Raw genomic sequence first — 15,481 nt, 5'->3', positions numbered from 1 at the left:
ATTTAGATAAATTGCAATATGGCGATCGCTTTTCTCCAATTGCCAAAGTTAAAAACGCGTTTCAATCCCTAATAGGGATTTAGATAAATTGCAATGAGGTGGCGGTCTTGGATGAACACAAGAAATTCAAAATTGTAATCGTAGAGGTTGCCATAACTTTCGCTGCTCCGTTTCAATCCCTAATAGGGATTTAGATAAATTGCAATGGGACGGCGGTTTACAGTTCTGTTATCCCAGTATGTTTCAATCCCTAATAGGGATTTAGATAAATTGCAATATGGCGATCGCTTTTCTCCAATTGCCAAAGTTAAAAACGCGTTTCAATCCCTAATAGGGATTTAGATAAATTGCAATCTAATTCTTGAGCGGCGAGATAAATAGCAGTAGCAAGGTTTCAATCCCTAATAGGGATTTAGATAAATTGCAATAGCGGGAGCCTCAAAGCCAAGCTGTATTTAGTTTTCAAGGTGCAGTTGCGCGATTCTTGAGCAATCATAGCATTAGAGAATTCGTTTGGAAAGAGTGTCAGGAAAATTTAAAGGCTGAAACCCAATTTTTGTAAGCATTTCAGCGATTGCGCGGATAATAATTGGGTGATTAGTGGGGTGAAAGCTTGCTGGTGTTGAGATAGAAGCACTTTTTTGGGGGTGTGGAATTTGTACACCTACCCTTTCGCGCATTTGACGTACAGAAACCTAAGCAAAAGGCAACTCGGCAAAGAAGAAATGGCATCAAACCCTATAATACTGTTCGCCGCAATTCTGGAAAAACCTTAGACACCTTATTCAACACATAATCACCATAAGTTCCGCGAAAATCATGAATGTTAGCTTTATCCCAGCGATCGCCTATATTATCATTCGCCACTATATTATCTAATTCAATGGGCTTAACTTCTACATCGAAATTGGGATCGAAAAAGAAGGGAAACGAAAGGCGATGATTTTGAGACTGGTTTTGCACACGATGAGGTGTAGAACGATAAAAACCACCTGTCATTTTATCTAGCATATCGCCGATGTTGCAGACAAAGGAACCGGGAATGGGAGGCGCAGAAACCCAACCTGACTTGGATTTAACCTGTAATCCGCCAGAGTTGTCTTGTTTGAGAATGGTTAAAACGCCATAATCTGTATGTTCGCCAACACCCCAGATTGGTTTACCATCTGATGGTGATAAATTAGGAGGATAGTTGAAGATGCGAAACAACACTAAAGGATCTGAAGTATAACGATCAACAAAATATGATTCTTCTAATCCCAAACTCAGGGCTATACCAGTCATGAGAGTGTGTCCCAAATTTTTCATCGCCTCCATATATTCAAGAACTGTTTCGCCAAATTGGGGAATGTTGGCGGGGAAGAGGTTGGAACCATGCATCTGAGTACCAGCTTGTACTAGTGGGTGTTCGTCTGGGAGTTCAGCGCCAAAGTAAATACCTTCTTTCAAGTCGGGTTTACCGGATGTCAGTTCGCCACCAACGGGGAAATAACCTCGCCATGCAATACCTGCCAAAGCCATACGGATTTTAAGTTTAGTTTCCACATCTTGGGCGAAAAATTGGTGGCTGAGTTCTTCGAGTCGCTGCTGCAAATTTTCGTCTACACCATGTCCGATAATATAGAAAAATCCCGATTCTCGACATGCTTGTTTAATTTGAGATGCGACGGAATAGAGATTTTCTTGTCTAGAAACTAAGGTGCTGATATCAATAACCGGGACGGATGAAAACTCTTTCTCTACTACTTGCAAGTTTTTCATATTCAGGTTGGTACTATATATAGAAATTCGATTTGATTTATGAAAAAATCTAAGTATATGTAGGGTGTGTTAGGCGTAAGCCGTAACGCACCTGACTCCAAAGCTAACAAGTCACTGCATTAACATAACAAGTCACTGCATTAACATAACAAGCCATTGAATTAACATAACAAGCCATTGCATTAACATAACAAGCCATTGAATTAACATAACAAGCCATTGAATTAACATAACAAGCCATTGCATTAACATAACAAGCCACCGCATTAACATAACAAGCTACTGCATTAACAATGCAAGGTATTGTCAAATCAAATCCGCTACAAATTAATGAAATACTTGACTAAATAAAGCTTTGCGTCAAATCATGGCGATTTTAAACGCAAAGTAAAAACTAATGCGATTAAAATCGCTGACCTGTCGTAACTTCAAATCTAACTTCACCTTGGTCGCTAATTCCTAAGTCGCCTCGAATCAAACCAAAAGATGACTTCAGCCGTAATCCCAAGCCGTAACCAAAGCCGCTTCCAGGTTTGTCTCGTAAGACTCCTGGTTCTCCTAACACGCTGTCGCTAGACCCGAAATCTGAGGCGAAGTCAGTAAAGACAACTCCCCCTATTGATTGAAAAATTGGGAACCGATATTCCACAGAAGCTAAACCATAACTCCGACCACTGGCAACCTTACCATAACCGTAACCTCTGACAGAATCTATTCCGCCAATATTAAATGCATCGGCTGGTGGGAAATCTCCAATAGTCGTACCAATTTGTAAATTAATCGCCAACATTTCTGGATTATCAGTTGGTCTACCATTACCTATCCAACTGACTGGTAAATACTGAATATAATTTCCCCGTAAGCGGTTGCTGGAAATATTCCCTAGTCCAATGGGTATTGCTTGTTCTGTACTGAAAGTGAGAATTGATCCTTGAGTCGGGTTGTCTCGGCGATCGCGTCGATCTCTGGATACAGCAAATGATACTGTATATAGGTCATCAATTCCAGTGCCGCTCACAGATAGAGGACTCCCCAATCTATCAACCTGGACAACGTTATAATCTCCATCGCGGAGACTAATTCTGGTATAGTTGAGCGCTACAGATGTATCCCACTCATCAAAAGATCGTAAAAGTGCCACAGAACCACCAAATCTTCCTTCTCGCACTTTGCTGCCGTCAGCTAATCTGATATCGTCGTTAAAGGTTCCCGATGTGTTGCGACTACGAAAAGCTCTAATGCTATAACCTAAGCGATTTGGTTCTTCAGAACGATAACGACTAGTGAATTGACCATTAAATTGGACATCTTTAGTGCTGAACTGCAAAACTGTATTTAATCTATCGTTCACTCCGCTAACATTTTCATCTCTATAACCAACCCGACCGTATAGCCCAACGTCATCGTTATTACCGCCTCCTAAGATGACAGAAGGGAAGCTACGCTCTTTGATTACATAAAGGATATTAACACCAGAAGCATCTTCTTTAGGGTAGACATTGACTTGATTAAATGACTCTAATCTTCTCAATCGTTGCAAGTCTGCTTGAAGTAAATCTTCACTGAATACCTGACCTGGTTTGAGTCTGAGCAAACCAATGATAAAATCTTTCTGAGTTCGCCCTTTGATTGGCAGACTTCTGTTATTAATAAAACGAATCTGGATATCTTTGACAATTTTTTGAGAAACTTCCAGTGTCTGGCTATTTCCTAAACTAACTCCTATATAATCACCATATTGGGCGTACCCTCCCTCTATATGGATCGTAGCTTCTGGTGTTACAATCCCACTAGCCCCATCTTGAGTAGATGGTTGCGAGTCTGCAAATGCCTCTAGATTTTTACCACTCACTAACATTGCTGCGATGCCTACGGCGGCAAGCAACGCAACTACAGTTATTTGAACTCGCATATTGAAAATCCGTTAGTGTTGTTAAGTTTACAGCATAGAGAGGTTCTCTTTTGCGTAAGTTCTATATTAACCTTGCTATTGAGCCGATACCAAAATCTGGTTGCTTGTTTCGCCAATACTCAGTATAAACTCTACAGGTTCCAAAAAATATTAAAAACTTGCATCTTTGTCACTCACATTAGGGGATATAATCTTAAAGATTGCCTTGGTGTAGGGTTGTGTTTTTAGGCTTTGAGCATTTCGTAATGTTCCTTAAATTAAATACTAAATACTATAAAGCCAAAGAATCGAAACAAATTTCTTTATATCCCAAGATAATTTTTATGAGAATAGCATATATAATTTTGGCACATAATTATCCTGAACAATTGCTGCGTCTTGTTTATAAATTGAATAGAGATGATGTTTCATTTTTTATACATATAGACAAAATAGCAGATAGCATAATATATAATCAGATATTTACTCAACTTCATAAGTTTCCGAATGTATTTTTTCTCAAGAGATATAATTCAGCATGGGGAACCTTTGATATTGTCAGAGCTACTTTAGAAGGTATAAGTTCAATAGTAAAAACAGGTCTTGACTTTGATTATGTTATAAATTTATCAGGGCAAGATTACTTGATAAAATCAGATGCATATATGAAGATGTTTCTACAAAACAATCAAGGTAAGGAATTTATAGAATATTTCCCATTACCTTGTAGTAAATGGACAAACGGCGGCTTAGGAAGAATAGAGTATTGGCATATCCGTTGGAATGATAAACAGTTTTGTATTACCGAAAAAGAAAAATTTAAATCTCCTATTGCATCTTTATTATATAAATTTTTTATTTTGTTCTTACCTATAAAACGCAAACTTCCTGAAGGCTTTGCTATTCATGGAGGTTCTCAATTTTGGTGTTTAACAGGAGAATGTGTAAAATGGATAAATGATTTTGTAAGGCAAAACCCCAAGTTTGTTAAACATTTTCATTACAGTTATTGTGCAGATGAATTATTTTTTCAGACACTTATTTTAAATTCACCTTTTAAAGATAAGGTAGTTAACAATTACATGAGATATATAGATTGGGGTGACACTAATTCCTATCATCCAAGAATATTAGAGAAACATGATTTTGAAAAAATCAGTCAATCAGAAAAATTATTCGCTAGGAAGTTTGATACAAGTAAAGACTCGGATATATTAGATATGATAGATGAAATGATTTGATGTAAGTAAATTGTATAAGTATAGGAGTAAATGATGATATGATTGGGATTGCGATCGCAGGCACTGGATTTGGTCAAAAAGTCCACATCCCTGGATTCCAAGCACATCCTCAAACTGAGGTAGTTGCTATATATCACAGAGATATCAATAAAGCCAAAGCCATAGCAGCATCCCATAATATTCGCCACGCCTCTGATTCTCTGGCTGATATTGTGGGATTACCAGAAGTGCAAGCAGTCAGCATCTCTACACCGCCATTTTTGCATTATGAAATGGCAAAAACTGTACTGCAAGCTGGAAAACATTTATTACTAGAAAAACCGACAACTTTAAATGCATCTGAAGCTAAAGAACTTTATCAATTAGCAAAAGCAAAAGGCGTAATTGCCACTGTAGATTTTGAATTTCGCTTTGTCCCAGCATGGCAATTATTTGCTGAACTATTGTCACAAGATTATGTAGGTGAGTTGCGCTTAATTAAAATTGATTGGTTAGGTTCTTCTCGTGCTGATACTTCACGCCCTTGGAATTGGTATTCTGACAAAGAAAAAGGAGGCGGTGCATTAGGATCTTTAGGTTCTCACGCTTTCGATTACATTCACTGGTTATTCGGGCCAGTTCGGAGATTAAACGCCCATTTAACTACTGCGATTCCTACACGAGTTGATCCTGTTAGTGGAGAATCTAAGCCAGTGGATACAGATGACAACTGTATATTAACACTGGAATTAGCAGATGGTACACCTTGCCAACTTTCCATCAGTGCGGTTGTTCATGCAGCAAGAACCCATTGGGTAGAAGTATATGGCGATCGCGGTACATTAATTGTAGGCAGTGAAAATCAAAAAGATTATATCCACGGTTTTCGGGTTTGGGGTTCCCAGCCAGGTAAACCCTTGACGGAAATAGAAATACCAAATAGGTTAATTTTCCCTAAAAATTATGCTGATGGGCGCATTTGTGCCTTTATTCGCGTAGTAGACAAATGGGTAGAAGGAATTGAACGCAATCAAGAAATTACACCATCACTACGAGAAGGAATTTATTCTCAATTGTTGATGGATTTATCTCATGAATCGCATACAAAAGCCAGTTGGGTAGATGTACCTAATTTAGAAGAATTTCTTAATCACTAGAGAGAATGAACAAAACTCCCCGTATTCGTATCCCGCCGGAAGTCAAGAAATACGTTTTTGAACGTGACAAATATCAATGTCAAAGTTGCGGTAAAACTACTACAGAAACTCACCTCAGTATTGACCATATCATTCCCCTTGCGCGTGGTGGTCAAAATGATATCAGTAATTTACAAACTCTCTGTCTTACCTGCAATCAGCAGAAAACAGACAACATTGATCCCCGCTTCCGACGATATTTTGAGCTTTAGGTTAGGATAGTATGGGCTATTCGTTTCTCATTTCTATGGCTCAAAATCACAATAGCAATTCTCGAAGATTTCTCAATACTAAAACTACAATTCTTTACCTCTTCAGTTTCATGGTTGTTTTAGTAATAGCTTTTCCTTGGTTATATGAGATTAAAACGAAAGCTGGAATCGATATATCACCTGGCCGCCATGCAGGAACCTTTTTTGAAAAACATACCCACGGACTCTTTAGGTGTGAGTGGCTTTATCCCTACCATTGCGATCGCTCCCACGTTAAGTAAGTAGGTAGGCGTAATTAAATATAAGATCAAACCTCACCCTCAATCCCTCTCCTTAGTAAGACGTCGGAACTAACGCCTCTGGAGAGACTGATCAAAGATCAAACCTCACCCTCAATCCCTCTCCTTAGTAAGGCTACGGTGTACACACAAGTCGTATTACCCCCCTTAATCCCCCCGATATATTGGGGGGAAACAGGAAATCCGGTTCCCTCCCCAATACATACGGGGAGGGTTAGGGTGGGGTAAAACCTATGTTCCTCAGCTATTTCTAGACTTGTGTGTACGACTTTTACCGTTCTACCATACATCTATCCCAACTGATTTGAGATTGCGCTAACATCAACGGCTAACTTTTTACCCAACTTGAGCAACTGAAGACACTGATTCTCTGCTTCATTGCCAAAGCTAGTAATACACACCGGCGCAATCTGACTTTGCAGACAACTAAAATAGAGTTCTTGCGATCGCTGTAGGGAAATGTCAATATTTAGTTGATCCCCGACATCAATCAATCGCTCCAATAGTTGGATATCTGCATTAAAACTACCATTGGCATCGTGCAACAATTGCCAAAGCGATCGCGCAATTAACTGTTCTAACATCTGCTTACCATCGGGAATATTCAGCCGACAACGCAGATGTTTTGCTTCAGTTGCGATCGCTTCCAATTCTAAGATGTGACTCCAAGTCTTTTGGGGATCGGCAATATCTTGCTCAAGCGATCGCAATGTCATCAAACAGCGATGCCCTAAAGCAATATCGGCTGCTACCTGCAACTCTTGTGGTACTGTTATTTCATCTCGATGAAACGCCATCAGCACGCCATAATTATCACGATAGGCTTGGGTATACAACTGTCCTAAACGTGTCAGCGTTTCCTGACTCAGCAGCCCCATAATTCGATGGCGTTCTTCAGCAAATAGATTCTGCAAGCTGAAAGCTTCTTCGCCAAATAGCTGTGTCATTGCCAAGATGGTATGAGCCGCACTAGCTTGTTTTAGCGCCCCAAACAGCTTTTCTTTGATTTGGCTATAGTCACGCCGCCCGGTAAATTGTTGAATGCAGCAGTGAAAATCCCAGCCTCCCAAATGGAGAACCGCAAATACCAAATGCTCGCTTTCCCAAGTAATCTCTGACACCAGCTTCAAATTTCCCACAGCCAGAGTTAGCGATCCCATGCGTTGCAGTTGGTAATCTAACTCATTAGCTGCGTAGCAATAAACCTTTTTGTGGTAGCGCTGAGACTGTTTATCAGCAGCATCCTTTCTAGGCAAATTGTGCGCCTGGGCTGGTTTCTGATTAGTAAACAGGGAAGTAATGGCGTAATGGGCTGCTACTTGCTTAAAGCCAAGCTGGGCAGTTAACACGAGTTGCCGATAAATTTCCGCACCGTGTTTGAACTGCTCGACATTACTGGGGGCTAAACCAAGGCGTTTGACGAAGCCTTTTTCTAACTGCACACCAGCCACATCCCCTGCCAATTCCAAAGCACGGGCGGCGTAGCGAAGAATTTGTGTCCCCTCTGGACGGGAAATTTCTTCAAAAAACCAACCGCAACTAGTGAACATCAATAAAGCGTGACGCTGCATTTCTAACAAGCGCAAAGCGTCTACTTGTTCGGCTGCTGTTAGTTTGTGGGTTTGATGACGGGCGAGGAAACGGTTGACATTGGCAGCAGAGCGATCGCGCAATACTTGGATATATTCATCTCGTGCTAGCCAGGGATCGCGAAATAACTGTCTGCCATGTTCCTCGTACACCCCTGTTAGCTGATCCCGCAGCCAATTTAGGGCATCCCTTAAAGGACGACGCCATTTCTGATGCCAAACACCACCTTCTCCACCGCAACCACAGTCATCTTCCCATCTGCCGACACCGTGGGCGCAACTCCAGGCTGTGACTGACTTCAATTCCACTTCCCAACCAGGAGAATTTAAGCTGAGATAGTGGGCGAAGTTCGTTACTGTCCAACCTTGTTGGGGAAACTCTTTAGTAAAGGCGTAGGCTAAAGTTTTCTCTGTTCCCTTTTTGTGGTGTCCGAAGGTTTCCCCATCTGTCGCCACAGAAATCAACTGTGCCAGACGATGATCCCCACGGACTGCCGAGCCTATACGTCCGGCAAAGTGACTGGAATTATAAACCACATCACTAAAACCCATATCCCGCGATATCGGCCCATCGTAGAAGAAGATATCAATGTAGGGTTTGTCATTTGTTTCGTTGGACTCTTGACTATCTTTCAAATAACAACGATAGGGACGAGTCGAATCAATCTGACTACCGCCGACTTCGATCCATTCAGGATTGGAATGCTCTTGAGTCGGTAGGGGACGGCAACGCAATGCTTGGGATGGTGCAAGGATAATGAAGCGAATCCCCTCAGCAACAAGAGCATCTAGGGTTGCATAATCTACAGCAGTTTCCGCCAACCACATTCCTTCGGGATCGCGGCCAAAGCGGGAGCGGAAGTCCTCTTTACCCCAGCGAATTTGGGTATATTTGTCGCGCTCGTTCGCCAAAGGCATGATGATGTGATTGTATACTTGCGCGATCGCATTACCATGACCATCCAAGCGATCGCTACTCTTGGTATCCGCCTCTAAAATGCGCTGATAAACTTCCACATCGTAGCGTTCTAGCCACGACATCAGCGTTGCCCCGATATTAAAACTAAAATACTCGTAATTATTGACAATTTTCACTACTTCGCCCTGGTCATTTAAGACTCTGGCAAAGGCATTTGGGCGATAGCATTCCCAATGAATCCGCTCATTCCAATCATGGAAAGGTGCAGCGCTCGGTTGGCGTTCAATTGCGTCCAGATAAGGGTTTTCCCTTGGTGGCTGGTAAAAATGACCATGCACCGTCACATAAACACCATTAGCCTTTCTCAGGGGATCGGTTTCGTTAGTGTTTTTGGGATCTGAATGTAATCTTAACGTTGAGCCAGAGCTAGCCGGCATTTCAGCAGCAGAAGTCATGTATATTTATCCAAAACAAAAAACTTACAGTTGCACCGAAAACGTTGTGCGTAAACCTTTCTCCAATGGTTTGATCGCAAAATCCGGTATAAACAACAACTATGGAATCTAACCAAATTTTTGACAAATCTTCCTCATTGTAGTGGTAAATCTGCGTTATCGCACAGCGCAAAGTCCGTTGGGCGGCTCTGCCGACTTGAAGGAACTTTGCAAGACAACCCTTTCCCTGAAGGCTTAAATGTAATTAGCCATTGAACAAAAACTCAGTTAGGGGTTTCCTCGCTAGTAGCGCCAATTAAAATTTTAATTGTCTTTTAATATATTAAACCCCATTCCTGGTGTAATATTTTGGCTCAGATTCATAGTTTTGCAACGAAAAATTACAAAAACTCCTCAAATCGCAATCTTATTTTACATCCACTATAGTGAACTGAAAACGGTACAATTTCTGAATTGGTCTACAGGATGTTGAGAGTACCATATCGGAGTGATGAGTGAAAGTAATTTTTAATTCAACACTCCAATTTAAAATTTAGGATTGCTCGCTGTGAATGATACCCTCAACCCAAAAGAACAAATGTCAACCAAAAACATTATTCTTTTCGTTTTATTACTGTTTATCCCAGTTTCTGTTGCAGCCCACTTTCTGGAGTGGGGAGAATTGACAGTTTTCATTACATCTGGATTAGCGATTCTGCCCTTAGCAGCTTGGATGGGTACAGCTACAGAAGAAATTGCTGTAGTAGTGGGGCCATCATTGGGGGGTTTATTAAACGCCACCTTTGGTAATGCTACAGAATTAATTATCGCCCTCGTAGCGCTAAATGCTGGGTTAATAGATGTAGTTAAAGCCAGTATCACGGGATCGATTATTAGCAACTTACTACTAGTAATGGGTTTTTCCATGCTTTTGGGAGGACTGCGCTACAAAGAACAGACATTTCAGCCAATTGTGGCGCGGGTGAATGCTGCTTCGATGAATTTGGCGGTGATTGCCATTTTGATGCCAACGGCGATGAATTATACCTCTCAAGGAATTAACGAAGAAACACTGCAAAATCTTTCTATTGCTGTTGCTGTGGTGTTAATTCTGGTTTACTGCTTAACGCTGCTATTTTCGATGAAAACCCATTCCTATTTATATGATGTGGCTGTAGCGGAGACAGAAGAAGAAGAAATCCCTCATGCTAAACCAAATATGATGTTGTGGGTTAGCGTGCTGCTAGTATGTACCTTGCTAGTGGCGATTGAGTCAGAAATGTTGGTCGATTCTTTGGAGGTGGCCACATCTCAGCTAGGTTTGACGGCACTGTTTACAGGGGTAATTTTGGTTCCCATCGTCGGTAATGCGGCTGAACACGCCACAGCAGTCACCGTGGCAATGAAAAATAAGATGGATCTTTCCCTTTCGGTAGCTGTGGGATCGAGTATGCAGATTGCCTTATTTGTCGCGCCTGTGTTGGTGATAGCTGGGCGGATATTGGGTAAACCAATGGATTTGGATTTTAAACCCTTTGAATTAGTAGCTGTGGTTGTGTCAGTGTTGATTGCAAACAGTATTAGTTCTGATGGTAAGTCCAATTGGCTCGAAGGCACTTTGTTATTAGCTGCTTATACAGTGTTGGGTTTCGCCTTCTACTTCCATCCAGTTATGGAAGGTATGGGGTAGTTTAGCAGTGCGATCGCAGTTTAACCCAAAGCGATCGCACTCGATTATGAGTAATGACAGAGCCAGTTTTATATTTTAGATTTTCCACATCAGATATCAGCAATAGTTTTTCTAACCCCAAAAGACAAAAAACTCTTCTTTCTCACTCAAAAACAGCATAACTTAATGGAGAAGATAAAATTCTCAGTCTTAGTTAAGACTTTAAATGATTAAAACTAAAGTACCTATGACTATAAACCCAGTACCTAAAATAATCTTCCAGGTTAATGGTTCTCCCAGAAAAATCACTGAAAACAATAAAACTAATACCAAGCTCGATTTATCAATTGGTGCAATCAGCGAAGCTTTTCCGGCTTGTAAAGCTTGGAAGTAAAAAATCCATGATAAACCTGTAGCTAGTCCAGATAATAATAAGAAAATCATCGTTTTTTGGGGAATGACTAAGATATTAACTGCGTTTCCCTCAAAAAATACAATCCCCCAAGCAACCACCAAGATAACAACAGTTCGGATTGCTGTTGCTAAATTAGGGTTCACATTTTCTACCCCAATTTTGGCAAAGATAGTTGTCAATGCTGCAAAGACAGCCGAAAACAATGCATATATCCACCATGTTTTGCTGTTGCTTTCCATCTTCCCTCCTGATTCACCAAAATTAGCAATGTGATTTAGGCTCATGTTAGATTAGAAGGCTGCATACAAACTAAGAGGTTGTTTGAAAAGTCCTCTTATCGGTATCAAAAAGTTCTAGATCCCCCTAAATCCCCGCCACATGCTCCACTTGGGGAGACCCCAAGACCGCAGTGGCTCCCCTTAAGAAGGGGGACTTTGATTCCGTTTCCCCCCTTTTTAAGGGGGGTTAGGGGGGATCGCTAAGTGCCTAAAATCACAGCGAAATACTTGTTCATTCAACCTCTAAGATGGTTGATTTACAGACAAGTCTTAAATCAAAGTCACGTTCCTTTTGTGGGTGACACAAATCCAAAATCCAAAATTTAAAATTTAAAATCTGTTAATTACACCCTTTTGCCTGGGACAGGAGAAAATAAAGAGATATAAGAGCGATCGCCTATATGAGCTACTGCCTTAATCCCCATTGTCCCAAGCCGGAAAATTCTCATGATGTCAAGTTTTGCCGGACTTGCGGTACCAAGTTACTCCTCAAAGAACGTTACCGTGCTATCAAACCAATCGGACAAGGTGGTTTTGGCAAAACTTTTTTAGCTGTGGATGAGGATAAACCCTCAAAACCACGCTGCGTAATTAAGCAATTTTATCCCCAAGCCCAAGGCACTAACACTCTTGCCAAAGCTGTAGAGTTATTTAACCAAGAAGCGGTGCAGTTAGATGAATTGGGCAAACATCCCCAAATTCCCGAACTACTGGCATATTTTACCCAAGAAGACCGGCAGTATCTTGTACAAGAATTCATTGACGGACACAACTTAGCCCAGGAATTGGCACATAGGGGTGCTTTTAATGAAACGCAAATCCGGCAACTATTAAATGATTTATTGTCAGTTTTGCAATTTTGTCATTCCAGACACGTAATTCACCGCGATATTAAGCCAGAAAATATTATTTTACGCGAGAGCGATCGCAAACTAGTGTTAGTAGATTTTGGTGCGGCTAAATCTGCTACTGGCGCTGCCTTAAATCAAACTGGTACAAGTATTGGTAGTCCAGAATATGTAGCACCTGAGCAAATGAGAGGTAGGGCTGTTTTTGCTAGTGATATTTACAGTTTGGGTGCGACTTGTATTAATTTATTAACAGCGCGATCGCCTTTCGATTCCTATGATACCCACAACGATATCTGGGTTTGGCAGCAATACTTGAAAACTCCTGTTAGTAATGAGTTGAGTCGCATTCTCAATAAAATGCTAGAAAGTATTCCCATTCGGCGTTATCAAACAGTGGATGCAGTTCTCAAAGACTTAAATCACCAGTCGCAAGTAGCAGCAAAACCACCAATAGCACCAAAGCTTATCCCTCAATCACCACCTAATTCTCCAGCTACATTTGTATCGCCATCTCCTAGTCAACTTGAGAATGAATTAGAGGAAATGAAAACTCAATTTTTGGTTGGTAACAAACCTCAGCCAAATAAAATACAACCACCGACTCCCACATCTCAACCTACGAGTACAAACAAAATAGATCAAGAATTAGAGGAGTTAAAAGCTAAATATCTTGGTAATAACAATCCTTAAAAATCCATCCCTTCAAATAACCATCATTGTAAGCAAAACGACGTATTCAAATTAATCATCCTCTATATATAGGACTCCTACTTGATTTTTGAACAGAACTCAGTACAACTTTATTCCTTCTTTCCTCTTCCCCATTCCCCATTCCCTCTCTCTACGAATGATTCAGGAATCAAATCGGATTCCTATATAGATGAATTAATTTTCTAGTATCATAGCTTGCTGTCCTTGAGGTGAAGTTGCATAGTTTAAGAAAGCTTGAACACCAGGGCTAGCAGGGTTTTTATAGACATAAAATAGTTGCCGTTGGTAGGGATAACCATTTGCATCGGGAGTCAATCCATCAATTGGAATAAATCGCACTGTTTGTTGATTGGCAACCTGTGCGCTTGTTGCATAGCCGATACCATCAGTTCCTAAAGCTCGGAGTAGAGGAGTTGTAGCATCTCGTGGTAGTGTTGCAATGTTTGATGTTGTGCCAAAATTAGCTCCCTTCAATACCATTTCTTGAAATGCTTGATGCGTTCCACTAATTGCCGGTCGATTAATGACTCGAATAGTTCCACTATTACCACTTACGGCTGACCAGTTATTAATTTTACCCTGAAAAATATCTGCTACTTGGGCGCTAGTTAATCCTTGATTGAAAGGATTTGCTTTACCAACCACAAGCGCGATCGCATCTTTTGTTACAGACACCGCCATTAATCCTTGGCTTTGTTCTTGTGGAGTTAGCGATCGCGATACCGCCGCAATATCTGCTCTACCCGCTACCAAATCCGCGATCCCATTTTGAGAACCATTAGCACTAGTAACAACATTTGTACCAGGAAACTGCCTTTCAAAACCTTTTTTGAGATTTTGGTTAATTGTCACCATGCTTGTAGAACCGTCTATTTTCACAGTAGTACCACTTGGTAGTGAACTTGGGGGCGAAAAAGTCGGATTACCAGCAGAGGGTGTGTTAACTGGAGAGGTAACATTACCTGGTCTGACTACAAAGAACCAGTAACCACCACCGATTAAAGCTAGAAAAATTAGGATAAAAACAATTGGAGGCGGAGCGCTTTTTTGACTCATAAATTTTTACTCTGGTAGTTTTTCAAGACTCGATTCACTTAACATTTGCAAACGACGAGAAACTTCGTCATCTACAGTCATTCGTTCTATTTCAGCCTGGAGTTTTTCAGCCGGATTTTCAGAGATTTCAGCTAAAGCGCCTGTTTGTAAATTTCGGCGTTCAACTGCACTTTTAGCTTTTTCAAAGTCACTTTTCGCTGAACCAATATCAAATTCATTATTGACTTTGGCAATCATCGCTAGTGCTTCATTTACCTCTGACATATCTTTCATGTTTTGCATATCAGCTTTGTAGGTTTCTAGCTTCATGCGCTCACGATTCAGCTTGTCTTTGGAAGCATTCACAGATGTTTCAGCCTGTTTGACCATTTCTTCTAATTTGGGCAAAATCTGCTCTGTCTGAATTGCTTTAGTCATTGCCATCCGCGCTGCTTCTGGATTACCACCGCGCTGGGCAATATTTGCTTGCTGTTCTAAAGTCCCTAATTCTTTAACTTTTGACTCGTATTTATTTTTGGCTGTTTTGTAAGAACCTTCTTGCATAGCAACAGCTTGAGCTAACTTTTGCACAGATTCTTGCATTGATTGCAGTGATTCTTCAGCTATTGCTACAGCCACCTTTCCACCAGATTCTACCGGCATTCCCCATAGCCAATTCCAAGTACCAACTATGGTTCTTCCTGCTTTTTCACCCATTAACCAGTACATAACTTTTTTCATATATCACAGCTATCTTAGGAAGAGTGTTTTAATTAGATACGGCAAGTTTTATGCTTGCGACTCTTATTAGATTTACATCCAGTATTTTGATTTTTATGAAATGAATTGCTCTAAAAGCTCAGATCCCCGACTTCTCAAGAAGTCGGGGATCTTGTTGTTCATTAAAAAATCGGTATAAAACCTTAATATCCAAGGCTTTTGGGTTTTAGCTTAACTGCGTGTAATGCGATTATGAATTTTCTCTTTCTAGAGAAATAAAA

Annotated in this window: 12 protein-coding genes and 1 CRISPR repeat array; of the genes, 6 read left to right on the top strand and 6 right to left on the bottom strand. The window is 40.7% G+C overall.

Annotation, left to right across the window (positions count from 1 at the left end; genetic code table 11):
- Positions 1 to 58: 58 nt before the first annotated feature.
- Positions 59 to 428: a CRISPR direct-repeat array (repeat unit 37 nt; unit sequence GTTTCAATCCCTAATAGGGATTTAGATAAATTGCAAT).
- A 310-nt stretch (positions 429 to 738) separates the two neighbouring features.
- Both V7K38_RS09270 and V7K38_RS09265 read right to left on the bottom strand, forming a co-directional pair.
- Complete coding sequence (locus V7K38_RS09270; RefSeq protein WP_334857216.1) at positions 739 to 1,761, bottom strand: isopenicillin N synthase family dioxygenase; 1,023 nt, start codon at positions 1,759 to 1,761, stop codon at positions 739 to 741.
- A 403-nt stretch (positions 1,762 to 2,164) separates the two neighbouring features.
- A complete protein-coding gene (locus V7K38_RS09265) occupies positions 2,165 to 3,673 on the bottom strand; it encodes a BamA/TamA family outer membrane protein (protein WP_334857214.1) in 1,509 nt (502 codons plus the stop codon).
- A gap of 323 nt (positions 3,674 to 3,996) precedes the next feature.
- Here V7K38_RS09265 and V7K38_RS09260 point away from each other — a divergent pair, with 323 nt between their 5' ends.
- Genes V7K38_RS09260 through V7K38_RS09245 form a run of 4 tightly spaced genes read left to right on the top strand, consistent with a single transcriptional unit; the run spans position 3,997 to position 6,561 of the window.
- Complete coding sequence (locus tag V7K38_RS09260; RefSeq protein ID WP_334857212.1) at positions 3,997 to 4,893, top strand: beta-1,6-N-acetylglucosaminyltransferase; 897 nt, start codon at positions 3,997 to 3,999, stop codon at positions 4,891 to 4,893.
- Positions 4,894 to 4,931: 38 nt separating this feature from the next.
- On the top strand, positions 4,932 to 6,029 hold the full coding sequence (locus tag V7K38_RS09255) for a Gfo/Idh/MocA family protein (RefSeq protein ID WP_334857210.1): 1,098 nt from the start codon (positions 4,932 to 4,934) through the stop codon (positions 6,027 to 6,029).
- A gap of 5 nt (positions 6,030 to 6,034) precedes the next feature.
- Complete coding sequence (locus tag V7K38_RS09250) at positions 6,035 to 6,280, top strand: HNH endonuclease (protein ID WP_334857208.1); 246 nt, start codon at positions 6,035 to 6,037, stop codon at positions 6,278 to 6,280.
- A gap of 35 nt (positions 6,281 to 6,315) precedes the next feature.
- The gene (locus tag V7K38_RS09245) at positions 6,316 to 6,561 is read left to right on the top strand and encodes a hypothetical protein (protein WP_334857206.1); all 246 of its coding nucleotides are present in this window, start codon (positions 6,316 to 6,318) and stop codon (positions 6,559 to 6,561) included.
- Positions 6,562 to 6,869: 308 nt separating this feature from the next.
- Here the strand turns inward: V7K38_RS09245 and V7K38_RS09240 are convergent, their stop codons facing one another.
- Positions 6,870 to 9,542 carry a DUF3536 domain-containing protein gene (locus V7K38_RS09240; RefSeq protein WP_334857204.1) on the bottom strand — a complete coding sequence of 891 codons (2,673 nt, stop codon included), beginning with the start codon at positions 9,540 to 9,542 and terminating at the stop codon, positions 6,870 to 6,872.
- A 577-nt stretch (positions 9,543 to 10,119) separates the two neighbouring features.
- Between V7K38_RS09240 and cax the strand changes: the two genes are divergently transcribed.
- Complete coding sequence (gene cax / locus V7K38_RS09235) at positions 10,120 to 11,211, top strand: calcium/proton exchanger (protein WP_334857203.1); 1,092 nt, start codon at positions 10,120 to 10,122, stop codon at positions 11,209 to 11,211.
- 201 nt (positions 11,212 to 11,412) lie between these two features.
- Here cax and V7K38_RS09230 read toward each other — a convergent pair whose 3' ends face one another.
- On the bottom strand, positions 11,413 to 11,889 hold the full coding sequence (locus V7K38_RS09230; RefSeq protein ID WP_334857201.1) for an EamA family transporter: 477 nt from the start codon (positions 11,887 to 11,889) through the stop codon (positions 11,413 to 11,415).
- 395 nt (positions 11,890 to 12,284) lie between these two features.
- Between V7K38_RS09230 and V7K38_RS09225 the strand changes: the two genes are divergently transcribed.
- On the top strand, positions 12,285 to 13,424 hold the full coding sequence (locus V7K38_RS09225) for a serine/threonine-protein kinase (protein WP_334857199.1): 1,140 nt from the start codon (positions 12,285 to 12,287) through the stop codon (positions 13,422 to 13,424).
- Positions 13,425 to 13,619: 195 nt separating this feature from the next.
- Here the strand turns inward: V7K38_RS09225 and V7K38_RS09220 are convergent, their stop codons facing one another.
- Both V7K38_RS09220 and V7K38_RS09215 read right to left on the bottom strand, forming a co-directional pair.
- Complete coding sequence (locus V7K38_RS09220) at positions 13,620 to 14,501, bottom strand: phosphate ABC transporter substrate-binding protein (protein ID WP_334857198.1); 882 nt, start codon at positions 14,499 to 14,501, stop codon at positions 13,620 to 13,622.
- A 6-nt stretch (positions 14,502 to 14,507) separates the two neighbouring features.
- The gene (locus tag V7K38_RS09215; protein WP_334857197.1) at positions 14,508 to 15,221 is read right to left on the bottom strand and encodes a PspA/IM30 family protein; all 714 of its coding nucleotides are present in this window, start codon (positions 15,219 to 15,221) and stop codon (positions 14,508 to 14,510) included.
- Positions 15,222 to 15,481: the final 260 nt, after the last annotated feature.

It is taken from the genome of Nostoc sp. (assembly GCF_036917465.1).
GTDB lineage: Bacteria > Cyanobacteriota > Cyanobacteriia > Cyanobacteriales > Nostocaceae > Nostoc.
This window is presented reverse-complemented; position numbering and strand designations above follow the sequence as displayed.